Raw genomic sequence first — 17,002 nt, forward strand, 5'->3', positions numbered from 1 at the left:
CCGCGCTCAGACCAGCAGTTCGGCCAGCCGGTCGGCCCAGATGATCGAGTAGTGGCTGGTGCCGCCGAGCAGCTCGGTCGGGACGGTGACCTTCGCCGCCGTCAGCCGGCCCTCGTCGTACAGCGCCTGGGGCTCGTTCAGCAGCCCGCGCTCGGCGTACAGGAACCGGGTCGGGACGGCGAGGCGGTGGATCGCGCCGGCCGCCTCCGGGTCGAGCAGCACCTGGGCGCCGTCGGTGGTGATCGCCTCGTGGACGCAGGAGGAGACCAGCTCGGGGGCCTCGCCGACCAGGTCGCGCTGGGTGTACGCGTCCATCTCCTCGTTCCAGTCGGCGAACGCGGGGTGCGCCTGCCAGAACGCCCGGTAGGCGTCGCGGCTCTCGAAGGTCATCGACAGCCGGGCCAGCGCGGGGCCGAGCACCGCGGCCAGCGCGTCCTCCTCGCGGACGCCCTCGGGCAGCGGGAAGGTCACCGCGCCGTCGACCAGGACCAGGTCGGCGAGCAGCTCGGGGTGGCGGGCGGCGGCGACGGCGGAGACCCAGGCACCCATCGAGTGGCCGACCAGCCGGACCGGGCCGGCGTCCAGGTGACGGATCAGTGCGGCGACGTCCTCCGCGTGCCGGCCCAGGCCCCACGGGCCCGGCAGTGCGCGGCTGGCGGCCCGGCCGCGCAGGTCGGGGGCGTACAGCGCGACCCGGCCGTCGAGCAGCCGGGCCAGCCCGGCCCAGGCCAGCGCGTTGGCGGTGATGCCGTGCACGGCGACCACCACGGGCGCGTCCGGGTCGGCGGCCGGCCAGTGCAGGACGGCGAGGTCGCCGCCCTCGACGGGGACGGTGAGGTGCTGGGGGAGAGTCATGCGGCGCCTTCCGGTACGGCGGTGACGGACACCTTGGCGGCCTTGGCGGCCCGGCCCGAACGCAGCCGGGCGGGCAGCTTGGCCAAGCCGCCGGGCAGCAGGTAGACCACGGCGACGAAGAGCGTACCGAGCAGGAACAGCGGCTGGGAGAGCGGAACCCGCAGCACGGACGGGAGTTCGGCGATGGACGCGGAGTTGGCGAGGTCGCCGAGCCGGTGCGCGGCCCAGGTGTAGAGCACGCCGCCGAGCAGCGGCCCCCACCGGGTGCCGGACCCGCCGAGCACCACCATCACCAGCAGCGCCAGCGTCGCGTCCGAGCTCGCGGCCTGCGGCGTCGCGCCGCCGGTCAGCAGCAGGTAGACCACGCCGCCCGCGCCGGCCAGGCCGCCGGACACGGTGAACGCGACCAGCTTGAAGCCGTACGGGCGCAGGCCCAGCACCTCGACGCGGCGCTCGTTCTCCCGGATGCCGGCCCAGACCCGGCCGGTCGGCGAGGAGACCGTCCAGTGCACCACGGCGAGCGTGACGACCAGGTACAGCACCGCGATCCAGTACAGGTTGGCGGTGTTCTGGATGCCGATCAGCGCGTCGGGCAGGTGCTCGGCGGGCGTCGAGCGGCCCTCCTCGCCGCCGGTCAGGCCGCCGGGGTTGCGCTGCACCAGGATCGCCCCGGCCTGCGCGAACGCCAGCGTCACCATGGAGAAGCCGATGCCGGTGACCTTCAGCGAGACCGAGCCGAGCAGCAGCGCCAGCGCGATCGAGCAGAGGATGCCGAACACTGCGGCCGGGACGAAGCCGAGGCCGAACTCCAGCATCGCCAGGTCGGTGGCGTACAGGCCGGTGGCGAAGTACAGGGCGTGGCCGAAGGAGAGCAGGCCGGTGCGGCCGAGCAGCAGGTCGTAGCCGGTGGCGAGACCGCCGTAGACCAGGCACAGGGCGATCAGTTGGAGGCTGCCGGGGCTGCCGAGCGGGCCGTCCAGCAGGCCGGGCAGCGGCAGGGTGCTGTACGGCGCGATCACCAGGACGATCAGCAGGGCGAGCGGCCACCAGCGCTTGAGGTGGGTGGTCATGCGAGTCTCCCGGTGAGTCCGCGCGGCTTGACGAGCAGCAGCACGGCGAGCAGGACGACCACGGAGAGGTCTCCGAGGCCTGCCGCGGTGTAGTAGTTGGCGAACTGCTGGACCAGGCCGACGCCGACCGAGGCGACGGCGGCGCCGGTGACCGAGCCCATGCCGCCCATCACGACGACCACGAAGGCGAAGATCAGCAGGCCGGTGCCCTGGCCGGGGTTGATCGAGCCGAAGTACAGGCCGGCCAGCGCCCCGCCGAGCGAGGCGGCGGCGCCGCCGATGGCGAAGACCAGGGTGAAGGCCTTGCGGACGTCGATGCCGAGCGCGGTGACCATGGCGCGGTCCTCGACGCCGGCCCGGACGATCAGGCCGTACCGGGTCTTCGCCAGGAACAGCCGCAGCAGCACCAGCACGACCAGCGCGGCGGCCATCAGCACGAAGCGGTTGACGGGGACGGTCGCGCCGAGCACGTCGACGGTGCCGGCCAGCGCGGCGGGCTGCGGGAAGGGCCGGGCGTCGGCGCCCCAGATGCCCATGATCAGGGCGGGCAGGGCGAGTCCGACGCCGACGGTGGCGAGGATCTGGTCGCGCGGCCGGGCGTACAGCGGCCGGATCAGGGCGAGTTCGAGCAGCACCGAGGCGGCGGTGCCGACCGCGGTGCCGAACGGCACGGCCAGCCAGAAGCCGAGCCCGCCGTCGGTGGCGGCCCACCAGGCGGCGTACGCGCCGATGGACAGCAGCGCGCCGTGCGCGAAGTTGAGGACGTCCATCAGGCCGAAGATCAGCGAGAGGCCGGAGGCGACCAGGAAGTACAGCGCGCCGAGCCCGAGTCCGGTGCAGGCGAGCAGGACGACGGTGTTCATCGGGGAGACACCTCGGGATCAGGAGCGGTGGGGCGGTGGCTGCCGACGCCGAGCAGGCGGCGGGCGGCGTCCTCGTCCGCGAGCAGTTCGCGGGCGTTGCCCTGGTGGGCGGTGCGGCCGTCGGCGAGGACGGCGCAGTGGCCGGCGACCCGGCGGACCAGGGCCAGGTTCTGTTCGACCAGCAGCACCGGGACGGTCTCGGCGGCCCGGGCGAGCACGTCGGCGACCTCGGTGACGATCTTCGGCGCGAGGCCCTTGGTGGGCTCGTCGGCGATGATCAGCCGGTTGCCGTTGAGCAGCGTGCGGGCGATCGCGACCATCTGCTGCTGGCCGCCCGACAGCGTGCCGGCGGCCTGCTTGTGACGCTGCTTCAGCTCCGGGAAGAGCTCGAAGACCAGGTCGTAGGCGGGAGTTCCGTCGCGTTCGGCCAGCCGGAGGTTCTCGGCGACGGTCAGGCCACCGAAGATGCCGCGGTCCTCGGGGGCGTAGCCGATGCCCTGCCGGACCACCAGGTGGGTGGGCAGGCGGCCGATGTCGGTGCCGTCGAAGACCAGCGAGCCGGTCCGCGGGACGAGGCCCATGACGGCCTTGACGGTGGTGGTCTTCCCGGCGCCGTTGCGGCCGAGCAGTGCGGTGACGCCGGTGGCGGCGACGTCCAGGTCCACCCCGTGCAGGATGTGCAGGCCGTCGATCACCACCTTCAACTCGCGAACCGCGAGCAGGGTTTCCGTCACAACGCCTCCCCGAGGTAGGCCCCCTGGACGGTTTCGTCGGCCATTACGGCCTCGGGGGTGTCGAGTGCGAGCAGGGTGCCGTGGTGCATCACGGCGAGCCGGTCGGCGAGGCCGAGCAGCACGTCCATGTGGTGTTCGACCATCAGGACGGTGCGGCCCTGCTCCTGGTGGACGGAGCGGATCAGCTCGACCAGGGCGGGCACCTCCTCGGCGCTCACCCCGGCCATCGGCTCGTCGAGCAGGATCAGCCGGGGGTCGCCGACCAGCAGCACGGCGAGCTCCAACTTCCTTTTGCCGCCGTGCGAGAGGGAGCCGGCCAGGTCGTCGGCCTGGTCGGCGAGGCCGGTGCGCTCCAGGGTCTCCTCGACCTGCTGCCGGTAGCGGTCGGCGCGCCGCCAGATCCGGTAGGACGCGGCGGGGCCGGCGGCGGCCTGGGCGGCCAGCCGGACGTGGTCGGCGACGGTCAGGCCGGGCCACAGCGAGGAGGTCTGGAAGGTCCGGCCGAGACCCCGCCGGGCCCGGGCGGGCACCGGCAGGGCGGTGATGTCGGCGCCGTCCAGGTGGAGGGTGCCGTGGCCGGCCGGGTAGATCCCGGAGATCAGGTTGAACAGGGAGGTCTTGCCCGCCCCGTTCGGGCCGATGAAGGCGACGAACTCGCCCTCGGCGACGTCGAGGGTGACGTCCTGGACGATCGGGACGCCGCGGACCGACCAGCCGAGGCCGTTCAGCCGCAGGACCGGGGCGGGGGTGCTCATGTGCGTCAGCCCGCCATCTTGGCGACCGGCGGGGCGACCTGCTCGGCGGACAGCACCTTCTCCGCGGTGGGCTTGGCGTCGGCGCCGGTGCCCGCCAGCTTGACCTGGAACATCGGCTGCAGCAGCGCGTGGTCCTCGGCGCGGACGGTGAGCTTGCCCTTGACGCCGTCGAAGCTCCAGCCCTCCAGCGCCTTCACCAGCGCGTCGGTGTCGGCGTCGGAGCCCTTGTTGGTCTCCAGCGCGTGCACCACCATCTGCGCGGCGGTGAAGCCGTCCGGGGTGAACAGGTCGGACTTGGAGCCGTTCTTGGTGACGAAGTCGTTCATCGCCAGCTCGGCCTCGGTGCCGCCGGCCGCGCCCGAGAAGTAGTGGTTCAGGAAGTCGATCTTCTCGGCGGCGGGGCCGAACAGCGGGTAGGAGGCGGCCACGTCGAGGCCGGTGACGACCTTGGTCGCGGAGAACACGTCCTGCTGGTTGAGCGAGGTCCACAGCGCGGAGGCGGTGTCGCCGGCCCATGCGACGAACAGCAGGTCGGGCTTGGCGGCCTTGGCCTGGGTGGCGAACGGCGTCAGGTCGGTCGCGGACGGCGGGGCGAGCACCGCTTCCACGGTGGCGCCCGCGGAGCCGAGGACGTCCTTGACGGCGGCCACGTTGGCCTGGCCGAAGGCGTTGTCCTGGGCGAGGACGGTGACCTTCTTGCCCTTGGCGTCGCCGATGAACGACGCGGCGGCCTTGGTGTCCTGGTAGGACTGCCGGCCGGAGCGGAAGGTGTACTTGTTCAGGCCGGTGACCTTGTCGGCGGCGGCCGGGCCGCTGATGAACAGCACCTTGTTCTGCGCGGCGATCGGGCCGACCTGCAGGGCCACGCCGGACGCGGTGGAGCCGGCCAGGATCTTGTAGTTCTTGCCGATCAGGTCCTTCGCGGCGGAGACGGCCTTGGCCGGGTCGCCCGCGTCGTCCTGCTCGGCGATCTCCACCGGGTGGCCGTCGACGGCGTTGGTGCCCTTGGTGGCGTACGACAGGCCCGCCTTGAAGCCCTCCAGGTACTGCTTGCCGTAGGCCGCCAGCGGGCCGGTCTTGGAGTACACCAGGCCGACCTTGACCGGGCTCTTGTCGCCGCCGCCCGCCTCGGCCGTGGTGCCCGCCGTGCCCGCCTTGGCGCAAGCGGACGCGAGCAGCACGCAGGCGGCCAGCGCGGCGAGCTTGCGGACGGGTCGTCTGGGGGTGGCGTCCGTGACTGACATGGTGGCGGGCTCCTGACGTGCCTGTGCTGGTGGGATGCGGGAACCGTAGGAGCGTCGCCCCGAAGACGACATGTGACGGGAGCACGCATCGGCCGCCACCACTGTGTGGGCCGACCACATGTTCGGGCATCGGCCGCCAAGAGGTGTGCGGCACACACATGGGTCGGCCCTGCTCCATGGCGTCGTCCGCCATGGAAAGCGCCGGGGCCTGCGGCGAGTGTGGTGCCGCAGTCAGCCCTCCCCCTTCGAGAAGGTGGCCCCCTTGGACAAGGTCCTGGACTCCCCCGCCCGCGCGGTCGGGGACATTCCCGACGGCGCGGTGCTCGCCGTCGGCGGCTTCGGCCTGTGCGGCATCCCGTCCACCCTGATCGGTGCGCTCGTCGACGCGGGCACCACCGGGTTGCGGGTGGTCTCCAACAACTGCGGGGTGGACGACTGGGGCCTGGGCCTGCTGCTCGGCGCGGGCCGGATCGCCCGGATGACCTCCAGCTACGTCGGCGAGAACAAGGAGTTCGCCCGCCAGTACCTGAACGGCGAACTGGAGGTCGAACTGACCCCGCAGGGCACTCTCGCCGAACGGCTGCGGGCCGGCGGCGCGGGCATCCCCGCGTTCTACACCCCGGCCGGCGCCGGCACCCAGGTCGAGGAGGGCGGCCTGCCCTGGCGCTACGCGCCCGGCGGCGGCGCCGTCGCGGTGGCCTCCCCGCCGAAGGAGGTCCGCGAGTTCGGCGGCCGCCGCCACCTGCTGGAGGAGGCCATCGTCGCGGACTTCGCCCTGGTCCGCGCCGAGGTCGCCGACCGGCACGGCAACTGCGTCTTCCACGCCGCCGCCCGCAACTTCAACCCGCTGTGCGCCACCGCCGGCCGGATCACGATCGTCGAGGCCGACCGGATCGTCGAACCCGGCGAGATCGAGCCGGACGCCGTCCACCTGCCCGGCGTCTACGTCGACCGGGTGGTCGCCGCCGACCCCGACGACCGCCGGATCGAGCGCCGCACCGTCAGCGCCGCCGCCTCGAAGGAGTCCTGATGACCACGCAGCTCGACCCGCGCGACCTGCTCGCCGCCCGGGCCGCCCGCGAACTCCGCGACGGCCAGTACGTCAACCTCGGCATCGGCCTGCCCACGCTGATCCCCAACCACCTGCCCGCGGGCGTCCACGTGGTGCTGCACTCCGAGAACGGCATCCTCGGCGTCGGCCCCTACCCTGCGGACGACGCCGTCCACCCCGACCTGATCAACGCCGGCAAGGAGACCGTCACCGTCAACCCCGGTGCGGCGTACTTCGATTCGGCGTTCAGCTTCGGCATGGTGCGCTCCGGCCGGATCGACGTCTCGGTGCTCGGCGCGATGCAGGTCTCCGCCTCCGGCGACCTCGCCAACTGGATGATCCCCGGCAAGATGGTCAAGGGCATGGGCGGCGCGATGGACCTGGTCCACGGGGCCCGCCGCCTGATCGTGGTGATGGAGCACACCGCCAAGGACGGCACCCCGAAGATCGTCGACGAGCTGACCCTCCCCGCCACCGGCCGGGGCGTCGTCCACCGCATCGTCACCGACCTCGCCGTCCTCGACGTCACCCCGGACGGCCTCTGCCTGGTCGAACTCGCCGACGGCGTCACCCTGGAGCAGCTCCGCGCGGCGACCGAGCCGGACGTGCTCGTCCCCTGAGCCCGGGACGCCGCAGGGGCGGTGCGCACTCCTCGTGCCCACCGCCCCTGCGCCGCCCGCTACTTCACGTTCGGGACGGTCCAGTCGACCGCCTTCTGCCCGAAACCCTCCAGCGCGGCGTTGATCTGCGAGAACGGCTTCGTCCCGAGGAAGGTCTTCTGCGACAGCGGCGACGGGTGCCCGCTCTGCACCACCACGTGCTTCTCGGTGTCGATCAGCGAGAGCTTCTTCTTCGCGTACCCGCCCCACAGCACGAAGACGCACGGCTCCTCGCGGGCACTGACCGCGCGGATCACCGCGTCGGTGAACTTCTCCCAGCCCTGGTTCTTGTGCGAGTTGGCCTCGTGCGCCCGCACCGTGAGCACCGCGTTGAGCAGCAGCACGCCCTGCTCGGCCCACGGCATCAGGTAGCCGTTGTCCGGCACCGGCAGGCCGAGGTCGGTGTTCAGCTCCTTGTAGATGTTGCGCAGCGACGGCGGGGTCTTCACGCCCGGCAGCACGGAGAAGCTCATGCCGTGCGCCTGCCCGTTGTCGTGGTACGGGTCCTGGCCGAGCAGCAGCACCTTGACGTCCTGGTACGCCGTCGCGGCCAGCGCCGAGAACTCCTGCCCGGCGGGCGGGAACACCTCGTGCTCGGCCCGCTCCGCCGCCAGGAACTCCGACAGCTGCGCGAAGTACGGCTTGCCGGTCTCCTCGGCGAGCACCGCACGCCAGGACTCCGGCAGCTCCAGCGCGCCGCCCACGGACGTCTCGGCCAGCTCCGTCACGTTGTACCTCCCACCGGCCGCGCCGCACGGCGACCGCTCGATCGTCCGGGCCCGTGGCGGACCCGCTGCGAAGAACGCTACACAGTCGCGCCGACAGCCTGCGCCGCCCGCCGCACCCGCAGCTCCTCCCAGCAGCTCAGCCCGACCAGCACGGCCGCCAGCAGCCCCAGCACGGCCAGCGCGGGCAGCCGGTGCAGCGGGGTGAGCAGCAGCAGCGCCAGCAGCGCGGTCACCAGCAGGCCGGCGGCGCTGCGGGTCGGCGAGAGCCTCCGGAACATCATCCAGCGGGTGTAGTTGAAGCTCAGCAGGTACAGCGCGCTGCCGCCGTACAGCAGCCCGAGCGCCCCGCCGCCGAGCGCCGCCCCCGGCCGGGCCACCGTCTCGCCGAAGCCCACCGCGACGGTGATCACCCCGGCGATCAGCGCCAGGTGCCCGTACGAGAACACCCGGCGCAGCACGTCGCGGCGCGAGCTCGCGGTCTCCAGGACGTGCCGCATCGCGTCGGCGGCGTACCCGAAGTACTGCCACCACAGCGCGCAGGAGATCACGAACGCCAAGGCCACCGAGACCAGTTGGCCCGGGTGCAGCGGCGAGCCCGCCACCGGGGCGCCGATGCCGACGATGGACTCGCCGAGCGCGACCAGCAGGAACAGGCCGAAGCGCTCCGGCAGGTGGCCCGGGTGGTACTCGACCTTCGCCAGCCGCCGGCGGAACACCAGCGGCGCGGAGAGGTCCGCCGTCGCGGCCACCGCCCACAGCAACTCCCGTGCGGGGGACGGCAGCAGGCCACCGACCACCAGCAGCGGGCCGCTGAAGAACGCGCCCACCCCGTACGGGCCGAGCCAGATCCGCCGGACCCGCCGCGCCAGCAGTCCGACCAGCACCAGCCGGGCCGCCCAGTACGCGCCGCCGAACAGCACGCCGCGATCGCCGAACGCCCCCGGCAGGGCGAGCGCCAGGAACAGCCCGGCCAGACCGACGGCGAAGATCCCGACCCGGTCGCGCGGGTTGTCCACGTCCCGGACGTTGGCCTGCACCGTGGTGCCCACCCAGCACCAGTACACCGGCACGAACGCCACCAGGGCCCGCCCGCAGCCTGCCCAGTCGTGGTGGTGGCGCAGCAGCGCCGACACCTGCGTCACTGCGAACACGAACACCAGGTCGAAGTACAGCTCCGCCCAGGTGACGCGCTTCTCCCCCATCCGAACTCCCCCGTACCACAGGCCACTTGACACCACCTCCCCGGGGGCGACCGGCACAGGGTACCCGGACCGTGATCCCCTCCCCCTGACGGACCGTCCGTTCGTACCGCTATCTTGAACGCGGCCAATGCCATCGGCGGGCCACCACGGGGGTGGGTCCGCCAAGGGGGAGGGGGATCGGTGATGAGTGACGTCTCCGGCAACGGATGGTCGGGGTTGGTCTACAACGCGGTGTCGGCCGCGACGGCCGTACAGACGCAGGCCATGGTCGCCGCCTCGCAGGCGCGGGCCATCGCCGGCCAGGTCGGCGGCAGTGCGGTCCAGGTCGAGGTGGAGAACCTGCAGACCTTCAAGAACAAGGTCGACCAGATCCTGCGCGAACTCGACGGCTCCCCCGCGAGCCACGGCGAGGTGTCCCAGCAGCAGTTGACGGCCGGCCAGCTCGGCCGGGACTTCGGGCAGGCCGGCGACCTGATGACCGCGTACAACACCGTGCACGGCAACCTGGAGCAGCTGTCGCAGACCCTCGCCGCCCAGATCGCGGCGATGAGCGCCGGCATCGGCAGGGCCGCCGGCACCTACAGCAGCGCGGACGCCGAGCAGGAGGCCCGGTTCTCGTCGATGGCCGGGGCCCGCTCGCAGCTCCCGGCCGCCGACCCGCGGGCCGCCTACCCGGTCCGCCCGCAGGCCCCGGCCACCGGCACCCAGCAAGGCGCGTACTGACGAGGTCTCCGGCGACGGAGAAACGGGGGAGATCAGAGATGACCGAGAGGCGCTTCGTCCGGGCTGTCCGCGACGGCGGTGAGATCGACGGTGCCAGCCACCAGGAACTGCTGAACATGGTCCAGCACACGGACCCGCTCGCCGTCATGCAGGTGAGCCAGCGACTGCTGCAGGCCGCCGACAAGATGGACGAGATCAGCAACGAGCTGCACGCGCACATGAGCGGCCTCGACTGGGAGGGCGGCGCGGCCGAGAGCTTCAAGACCTGGGGCGGCAAGGTCTCCGCGTCCACCATGGACCTGGCCTCGTACTCGCGGAACGCCGGCACGTACATGGCGTCCGCCGGCGAGACGCTCGCCGCCGTCAAGGCGGGCATGCCGGCCGTGCCGCACGCCGACATGGAGACCGTCGGCCGCTACGACGGCCAGCCCAACGGCGCCGTCAGCACGGGCGGCGCGATCCTCGGCGGCATGATCCCGGGCGTCGGCGGTGCGATCGGCAGCTGGGGCGCGAACAAGATCGCCGACATGGTCGACTCGGACTGGGTCACCAAGGACGAGGCGCAGGCGGCGCAGCGGCGGGTCGAGCAGGCGCACACCGAGGCGATTCAGCAGATGACGAAGCTGACGCAGGCGTACGAGCAGTCGACCACGCGGCTCAACTCGGTGCCGCCGCCGATGTTCCCGCCGCTGCCTGGGGACGGCGGTCTCCGACACGAGGGCTTGACGGACGTCCCGGTCGACGGCGGTGGCGGCAGCGGCCGGAACCCCGGTGGCGGCAGCACCATGCCGTACCCACCCAAGGTGGCCCCGCCGCCGTCTCCGAGGCCGCAGCCGGTGCCGACTCCGGGCCCGACGCCGAACCCGTACCCGGGGCCGACGCCTCCGCAGCCGTATCCGGTGCCCACGCCGGGACCGACGCCGAATCCGTTCCCGGGGCCGACGCATCCCGGCCCGGTCCAGGACCCGGGCACTCGCATCGACCACACGCCGACGCAGTCGCCGCCGGCTCCCGACCCGAGGATCCCGGGCACCGGGCCGGGCACCGGTGGCGGTGGTACCCCCGGGGGCAGTTGGGGCGACACGACCGGCGGTCCCGGCGGCGGCACGCGCGGTGGTGGTGGCTCGACCGGCCCGATCGGCGGAGGGCCGATCGGCGGCGGAATGGGCAGCACCGGCGGCACCACCGGCACCGGTCGGACCGGCGGCGGCAGCGCGCCGGGAGCCGGCGGCACCGGCGCGGGCACCCGTCCCGGCGGTACCGGCGCGGCGACCACCGGCACGGGCCAGGCGGGCCGCGCGGGCGCGTCCGGCATGGGTGGCGGTGCCATGGGCGGCGGCGGTGCCCATGGCGGCGCGGCCGGCGGCGGCGCGCGCGGCAGCGGACTGGTCGGCCGGGCCGGCGGCACCATCGGCGGACAGCGCGGGCCGGGTTCGGGTGCCCGCGAGGCCACGCCGGGCGGCACCGGACTGCGCGGCCGGGCCGAGCGCGGCGCGGACGGCCGGACCGGGCAGGGCTCGTTCGGCGGTGGCCACGGCGGTGCAAGCCGCAAGGGCAAGCCGCAGGGCAAGCGCCCCGACTACCTGACCGAGGACGAGGACACCTGGACGTCAGGTATGGGCCCGGTCAACCCGGGTGTGATCGAGTAAGGGCTGCACTCGCTGCCCGGCCGCAGGGGAATACCGCTCCTGCGGCCGGGCAGCATCGTGCGGTCGGGGGCAAGTCACTCGCCGAACACGTCGGCGTGCGAAGGAGTTTGTGATGCGGCGAACGGGCATGGCAGGGCGGGGGCTGCGGCTCGCCGCAGCGGCGGCGGTCGCCGGTGTCCTGTGTGGGTGGTCGACGGGGCCCGCGCTCGCGGCCGACTCGATCCGCGCGAAGGAGTGGCACCTGGAGGCGATGCACGCCGAGGAGATGTGGCGGACCAGCACAGGTGCAGGGATCACCGTGGCCGTGGTCGACTCCGGGGTGAAGGGCGATGCGCCTGACCTGGTCGGGCAGTTGGTGCCCGGGACGGATCTCAGCACTCTGCCCGGAGGGGTGCTCTCCGACCAGGAAGGCCACGGAACTGCCATGGCGAGCACCATCGCCGGTTCGGGGAAGGGTCTGAACGGCAACGGGGCGTACGGTCTCGCGCCCGGCGCGAAGATCCTCCCGATCAAGGTCGACGGCCAGGGCGGTGGGGGCCGCGACAGCACGGTCGCCGATCAGATCGCCCGAGGAATCACCTACGCCGTCGATCACAACGCGAAGATCGTCAACGTGTCGATGGGCCAGGCCGTGACCTCGCTGCAGTCCGCCGATGTCAGCAAGCTCAAGGCCGCAGTGGATCACGCCGTGTCCCGAGGCGTTCTGGTGTTCGCCGCAGTCGGCAACACCGGCGACACCGACAATCGCCTGGAGTATCCCGCCGGGCTGAGCGACGTGGTCGGCGTGGCTGCCACCGACCAGAACGGGAAGGTCACGGCGGAGTCGGAGCACGGTCCGCAGGTGACGCTCGCCGCGCCGGGCATGGACATCTACGGCGCGTGCACCGGCCCGTCCGGCTACTGCAGCGGTCACGGCACCTCCGGCGCCACCGCCCTGGTCTCCGCCTCCGCCGCGCTGATCTGGTCCGTGCACCCCGACTGGACGGCCAACCAGGTGCTCCGCGTGCTGATCAACACCGCCAGCAACCCGAAGGAACGCAGCGACTACCTCGGCTACGGCACCGTCCGGCCGCGCGTCGCGCTGACCGAACCCGGCGACCCGGGTGCGCCCAATGTCAGCCCGCTGCCCGCCGCGGCCGGGTCCTCGCCCGCGCCCGAGAATTCCGGCAAGACCGGCGGTGCGGCGCAGCCCAGCGGCTCCGCGAGTGCGCCGGCCGACTCCGCGCCGGGCCGGGGCGGGGCGGGGTCGCAGCCGTCCGCGAGTGCCGACGGCTCCTCGAAGTCGAACACCGTGCCGCTGCTGATCGGCGGCGGGGCGGCCGTCGTGGTGCTGCTGATCGTCGTGGTGATCATCGCCCGGCGGAACCGCCGGCCCGCCGCCGTGCCGGTGCCGCCGCAGGTGCCGCCGCAGGGGCCGTTCCCGGGCCAGGCACCCCCGCCGCCCTACGGTCAGGCTCCGCAGCCGCCCTACGGCCAGCCGCAGCAACCACCCTACGGTCAGCCTCCGTTCGGCCAGCAGCCCCCGTCCAACGGCGGCAACCCCTACGCGAACTGAGGCCGGGGCCACGGCCGCCCCTGTGGTCGGCCGGCGGGGCGCACTAGGCTGAGCTGCGTTGGGGCAGCCAGTGGCGCCCGGCCGGCCAGCGGTGTCCGGTCGGAGCGATGCACATTGATCGTTCGACCGTCGCAAGACCTAGGAGAGACCCACCGTGGCAGACCGCAAGCCCATCGAGACCTGGCTGACCGACATGGACGGAGTCCTCATCCACGAGGGCGTGCCGATCCCGGGGGCCGACGCTTTCATCAAGCGGCTGCGCGAGTCCGGCAAGCCGTTTCTGGTGCTCACCAACAACTCGATCTACACCCAGCGGGACCTGCACGCCCGGCTGTCCCGGATGGGCCTGGACGTGCCGGCCGAGCACATCTGGACGTCGGCGCTGGCGACCGCGAAGTTCCTGTCCGACCAGCGTCCGAACGGCACCGCGTACGTGATCGGCGAGGCGGGTCTGACCACCGCGCTGCACGACGTCGGCTACGTGCTGACCGACACCGACCCGGACTTCGTGGTGCTGGGCGAGACCCGCACCTACTCGTTCGAGGCGATGACGAAGGCGGTGCGGCTGATCGACGCGGGCGCCCGGTTCATCGCCACCAATCCGGACGAGACCGGCCCGTCCGCCGAGGGCGCGCTGCCGGCGACGGGTGCGGTCGCGGCGCTGATCACCAAGGCGACCGGGGTGGAGCCGTACTTCGTCGGCAAGCCGAACCCGCTGATGATGCGGGCCGGTCTGAACGCGATCGGCGCGCACTCGGAGAACAGCGCGATGATCGGCGACCGGATGGACACCGACATCGTCTCCGGCATGGAGGCCGGCATGTCGACGTTCCTGGTGCTGACCGGCCTCACCCAGGCCGGCGACGTGGACCGCTTCCCGTACCGCCCGACCCAGGTGGTGGAATCCATCGCGGACCTGGTCGACCTGATCTGATCAAGTCGGCCGCCCCGCCCGGGAGTTCGGGTGGGGCGGCCGACTGCGCGCACCGGCCGGACGCCCGGTCCCGGGCGTCCGCGAGGGGGTTCAGCCGAGGTCGCGGGCGTCGGTCTCCGGCAGCCAGTCGCGGCCGGGGCGGTACTCCAGCCAGCGGCGGTCGCGGCCGCGGTCGGCGAAGGCGCGCAGCAGGGCGGGCACGGCGGGGTGCGGGCGTTCGCGGTGCCAGACCAGCGACCAGGCGTACAGCGGGACGGGGTCGGCGAGCGGGCGGACCACCAGTCCGGGCGGGACGGCGAGCGGGAGTTCGGCGGGCAGCAGGGTGCAGCCGTCGGGGACGGCGCGGACGCGTTCCAGCAGGTGGGCCAGGCCGAGGTTGGCCTCGCCGGGGAGCAGCGGGACGTCGAAGCGTTCCGCGAACCGCGTCAGGAAGTCCAGCCGCGCGGGGTCGGCGGGCAGCACCAGGCGCAGCGCGGCGAGGTCGGCGGGTCGCAGGGTCGCGGCGCGGGCCAGCGGGTGGGCGGCGGGCAGCACCGCGTCGACGGGTTCGAGGCGGACCAGCCGGTGTGCCAACTGCCCGTCGGAGCCTGCGTGGTGGCGGCCGAATCCGGCGGCGCTCTCGCCGCGGGCGAGGGCTGCGGCCACCGTGTCGAGGTCCCGGGCCGGTCCGACTTCGACGGTCGACCCGGCCGTGGCGGCGAGGACTTCGCGCACGGTGCGGAGTGGCTCGAACAGGTGGCCCCAGACGTCCAGCCGGGCGGGTGCGGCGGGACGGCGGACGGCCGCGAGGACGGCCTGCCCGGCGGCGAGCGCATCCCGCGCCGGGGCCAGCAGGCGTTCGCCGGCCTCGGTGAGGCGGACGGCGGCGGGGCCGCGGTCGAGCAGCCGGACGCCGAGTCCGTCCTCCAGCCGGGCGACGCGCTTCGACAGCGCCTGCTGACTGATCGCCAACTGTCGGGCGGCGCGTCCGAAATGCTGCTGGTCGGCGACCGCGACGAAGGCGCGCAGTTGTCCGAGGTCCGGGTCCATGCGGCCATCATCGCCGACAACCGCCGGTTGTCGTCGGGGCGTTCGGGTTGTTGGACCGGGCCGCGGCGCCCGCCGTGTACTGGACGTGTTCCCGCCGGGCCCGCCCGTGAGCGGCCCGCCCCACACGTCGAAGGACATCCCATGAAGGCCCTGATTCCCGCCGCCGGCACGGTCGAGTTCGCCGAGGTGCCGCAGCCCGAGCCGCGCCCGGACGAGGTGCTGGTGAAGGTCGACGCGTTCTCGGTGAACCGCGGCGAGACCTTCCTGCTGGAGGCCCCGCCACTGGGCTGGCGACCCGGCAAGGACGTCGCGGGCCTGGTCGTGCAGGCCGCCGGCGACGGCAGTGGGCCGGCCGTCGGGCAGCGGGTGGTGGCCCACCCGCCGGGCGCGGGCTGGGCCGAGTACGCGGCGGTGCGCACCGACGCCCTCGCGGTGCTGCCGGAACGGCTGGACACCCGCACCGCCGCCGCCCTCCCGCTGGCGGGGCTGACCGCGCTGCGCCTGCTGCGCGCCGCGGGGGCCGTCGCGGGCCGCCGGCTGCTGCTGACCGGCGCGTCCGGCGGCGTCGGCCACTACCTGACGGAGCTCGCGGCGGCCGCCGGCGCGGAGCTGACGGCCGTCACCGCGAGCCCCGAACGCGGAGCTCGGCTGCGGGAGTTGGGCGCGGCCGAGGTGGTGCACACGCTCTCCGACGCGCGCGGGCCGTTCGACCTGGTGCTGGAGTCCACCGGCGGCGCGGCGCTGCCGCAGGCGCTGGCACTGCTGGCCCCGCGCGGCCGGCTGCTCTGGTTCGGGCAGGCCTCCCGGGAGCCGGTCCGGCTGGACTTCTTCGCCCTGCTGTCCGGCCCGACGTCCGCCACGATCGAGCACTTCTCGTACGCCGACGTGGACCACCCGGACGGCCCGGACCTGCGGACCCTGGTCCGGCTGACCGCCGAGGGCCGGCTGCACCCGGAACTCGGCCTGGTCGACGACTGGCACCGCACCGCCGACGCGATCGCCGCACTGCGCGGCCGCCGGGTCCGCGGCAACACCGTCCTCACCCTCGGCTGACCCCTCGCCCGCCCCCTCGAAGGAGCACCCCCATGAGCACCGGCCCGCACACCGACCCGAGCGCCGACCCGAGCGCCGACCCGCGCACCGTCGTGACCGCGTACATCGCCGCCGTCGCCCGCGGCGACCAGGACGCGATCCGCGACGCCTTCACCGAGGACGCCGTCTGGCACTACCCGGGCGACCTGCCGCTGAGCGGCGAGTGGCGCGGACGGAAGGCCGTCGTCGAGGAGTTCCTCGGTTCGATCGGCGGCCTGGTCGCCCCCGGCACCGCCGTCCACGTCGAACTGCTCGGCGCCCCGATCGTCGAGGGCGACCGGGTGGTCGCCGAGTGGGCCTCGCACTGCACCACCGTGCACGGCCTGCGCTACGACAACCGCAACCTGGGGATCTTCACGGTCCGCGACGGACGGATCGCCGAGGTCCGCGAGTACACCGACACCCAGCGCGCCGCCACCACGCTGTTCGCCGACCGCGCGTGACCGCCCGACCCCGGCCCGTCGCGGCGGGCCGGGGTCGCCTCAACACATCCTTAAGCCGCGCCTAACCGATCTGACACCCCGTCAACTTCCGCCCCTGGTGCGGATAGCGTCCCGGCCATACCCTCCGTCCGACGCAAGGAGCCCCGCCCGTGGCCTCCGTCCTCCGCACCGGCGTCCTGCTGGCCGCGATCACCATGCCAGGCGGCACCGGCGCCGTGCCCCACCCGGCAGTCGCCCTCGTCCGCGGGGACACCGCGCACGGCGTGCTGCTGTCGCTCGGCTCGGTGCTGCTGCTCGCCGGCGCGGCCGCCGCCACCGCGCGCCATTGCCGCACCCGGCCCGCCGGACCGTTCCGACCTGGGACGACGGAGTGGGTGGCGTCCGCTGCTCCGGAGGGCGGGGATGGTTGAGTGGGG

18 protein-coding genes are annotated in these 17,002 nt (G+C 73.6%); 9 read left to right on the forward strand and 9 right to left on the reverse strand.

Annotated elements, in window-relative coordinates; genetic code table 11:
- Positions 1–6: 6 nt before the first annotated feature.
- From AMK19_RS24305 to AMK19_RS24330, 6 genes are read right to left on the reverse strand one after another with little or no spacing between them, the layout of a single operon-like run.
- The gene (locus tag AMK19_RS24305; protein ID WP_073815261.1) at positions 7–855 is read right to left on the reverse strand and encodes an alpha/beta fold hydrolase; all 849 of its coding nucleotides are present in this window, start codon (positions 853–855) and stop codon (positions 7–9) included.
- Positions 852–1,925, reverse strand: a complete 1,074-nt coding sequence (locus AMK19_RS24310; protein WP_073815262.1) for a branched-chain amino acid ABC transporter permease — start codon at positions 1,923–1,925, stop codon at positions 852–854. The genes AMK19_RS24305 and AMK19_RS24310 overlap by 4 nt, the downstream gene beginning before the upstream one ends.
- A complete protein-coding gene (locus tag AMK19_RS24315; protein ID WP_073815264.1) occupies positions 1,922–2,788 on the reverse strand; it encodes a branched-chain amino acid ABC transporter permease in 867 nt (288 codons plus the stop codon). The genes AMK19_RS24310 and AMK19_RS24315 overlap by 4 nt, the downstream gene beginning before the upstream one ends.
- Complete coding sequence (locus AMK19_RS24320) at positions 2,785–3,522, reverse strand: ABC transporter ATP-binding protein (protein ID WP_073815265.1); 738 nt, start codon at positions 3,520–3,522, stop codon at positions 2,785–2,787. Before AMK19_RS24320 ends, AMK19_RS24315 begins: the two co-directional genes overlap by 4 nt.
- The gene (locus tag AMK19_RS24325) at positions 3,519–4,277 is read right to left on the reverse strand and encodes an ABC transporter ATP-binding protein (RefSeq protein ID WP_073815267.1); all 759 of its coding nucleotides are present in this window, start codon (positions 4,275–4,277) and stop codon (positions 3,519–3,521) included. Before AMK19_RS24325 ends, AMK19_RS24320 begins: the two co-directional genes overlap by 4 nt.
- A 5-nt stretch (positions 4,278–4,282) precedes the next feature.
- Positions 4,283–5,521: a substrate-binding domain-containing protein gene (locus AMK19_RS24330; RefSeq protein ID WP_073815268.1), complete on the reverse strand. Its 1,239-nt coding sequence runs from the start codon at positions 5,519–5,521 to the stop codon at positions 4,283–4,285.
- A gap of 262 nt (positions 5,522–5,783) precedes the next feature.
- Between AMK19_RS24330 and AMK19_RS24335 the strand changes: the two genes are divergently transcribed.
- Entirely contained in the window at positions 5,784–6,551 is a 768-nt protein-coding gene (locus AMK19_RS24335; RefSeq protein ID WP_073815270.1) for a CoA transferase subunit A, read from the forward strand.
- Positions 6,551–7,192, forward strand: a complete 642-nt coding sequence (locus tag AMK19_RS24340) for a 3-oxoacid CoA-transferase subunit B (RefSeq protein WP_073815271.1) — start codon at positions 6,551–6,553, stop codon at positions 7,190–7,192. The genes AMK19_RS24335 and AMK19_RS24340 overlap by 1 nt, the downstream gene beginning before the upstream one ends.
- Positions 7,193–7,251: 59 nt before the next feature.
- Here AMK19_RS24340 and AMK19_RS24345 read toward each other — a convergent pair whose 3' ends face one another.
- Together AMK19_RS24345 and AMK19_RS24350 are read right to left on the reverse strand one after the other, a co-directional pair.
- A complete protein-coding gene (locus AMK19_RS24345; protein ID WP_198953429.1) occupies positions 7,252–7,959 on the reverse strand; it encodes a uracil-DNA glycosylase in 708 nt (235 codons plus the stop codon).
- 77 nt (positions 7,960–8,036) lie between these two features.
- Positions 8,037–9,161, reverse strand: coding sequence for a low temperature requirement protein A (locus AMK19_RS24350; RefSeq protein ID WP_073815273.1), 1,125 nt, complete (start codon positions 9,159–9,161; stop codon positions 8,037–8,039).
- 183 nt (positions 9,162–9,344) lie between these two features.
- Here AMK19_RS24350 and AMK19_RS24355 point away from each other — a divergent pair, with 183 nt between their 5' ends.
- The 4 genes from AMK19_RS24355 to AMK19_RS24370 all read left to right on the forward strand — a co-directional run bounded on the left by AMK19_RS24355 (position 9,345) and on the right by AMK19_RS24370 (position 14,022).
- On the forward strand, positions 9,345–9,884 hold the full coding sequence (locus AMK19_RS24355) for a hypothetical protein (protein WP_143200364.1): 540 nt from the start codon (positions 9,345–9,347) through the stop codon (positions 9,882–9,884).
- Between the two features lie 38 nt (positions 9,885–9,922).
- Entirely contained in the window at positions 9,923–11,533 is a 1,611-nt protein-coding gene (locus AMK19_RS36095; RefSeq protein ID WP_073815276.1) for a WXG100 family type VII secretion target, read from the forward strand.
- Between the two features lie 112 nt (positions 11,534–11,645).
- Positions 11,646–13,088 carry a type VII secretion-associated serine protease mycosin gene (mycP, locus tag AMK19_RS24365; protein WP_073815278.1) on the forward strand — a complete coding sequence of 481 codons (1,443 nt, stop codon included), beginning with the start codon at positions 11,646–11,648 and terminating at the stop codon, positions 13,086–13,088.
- Between the two features lie 154 nt (positions 13,089–13,242).
- On the forward strand, positions 13,243–14,022 hold the full coding sequence (locus AMK19_RS24370; protein WP_073815279.1) for an HAD-IIA family hydrolase: 780 nt from the start codon (positions 13,243–13,245) through the stop codon (positions 14,020–14,022).
- Between the two features lie 90 nt (positions 14,023–14,112).
- On the opposite strand, the gene AMK19_RS24375 is transcribed toward AMK19_RS24370, so the two are convergent.
- Positions 14,113–15,051, reverse strand: a complete 939-nt coding sequence (locus AMK19_RS24375) for a LysR family transcriptional regulator (protein WP_073815281.1) — start codon at positions 15,049–15,051, stop codon at positions 14,113–14,115.
- A 141-nt stretch (positions 15,052–15,192) separates the two neighbouring features.
- Between AMK19_RS24375 and AMK19_RS24380 the strand changes: the two genes are divergently transcribed.
- The 3 genes from AMK19_RS24380 to AMK19_RS24390 all read left to right on the forward strand — a co-directional run bounded on the left by AMK19_RS24380 (position 15,193) and on the right by AMK19_RS24390 (position 16,996).
- A complete protein-coding gene (locus AMK19_RS24380) occupies positions 15,193–16,104 on the forward strand; it encodes a zinc-binding dehydrogenase (protein WP_073815282.1) in 912 nt (303 codons plus the stop codon).
- A gap of 32 nt (positions 16,105–16,136) precedes the next feature.
- Positions 16,137–16,586, forward strand: a complete 450-nt coding sequence (locus AMK19_RS24385; RefSeq protein WP_073815284.1) for a nuclear transport factor 2 family protein — start codon at positions 16,137–16,139, stop codon at positions 16,584–16,586.
- Positions 16,587–16,735: 149 nt separating this feature from the next.
- Entirely contained in the window at positions 16,736–16,996 is a 261-nt protein-coding gene (locus AMK19_RS24390) for a hypothetical protein (RefSeq protein ID WP_073815285.1), read from the forward strand.
- Positions 16,997–17,002: the final 6 nt, after the last annotated feature.

The organism is Kitasatospora sp. CB01950 (genome assembly GCF_001905465.1).
Classification (GTDB): Bacteria; Actinomycetota; Actinomycetes; order Streptomycetales; family Streptomycetaceae; genus Kitasatospora.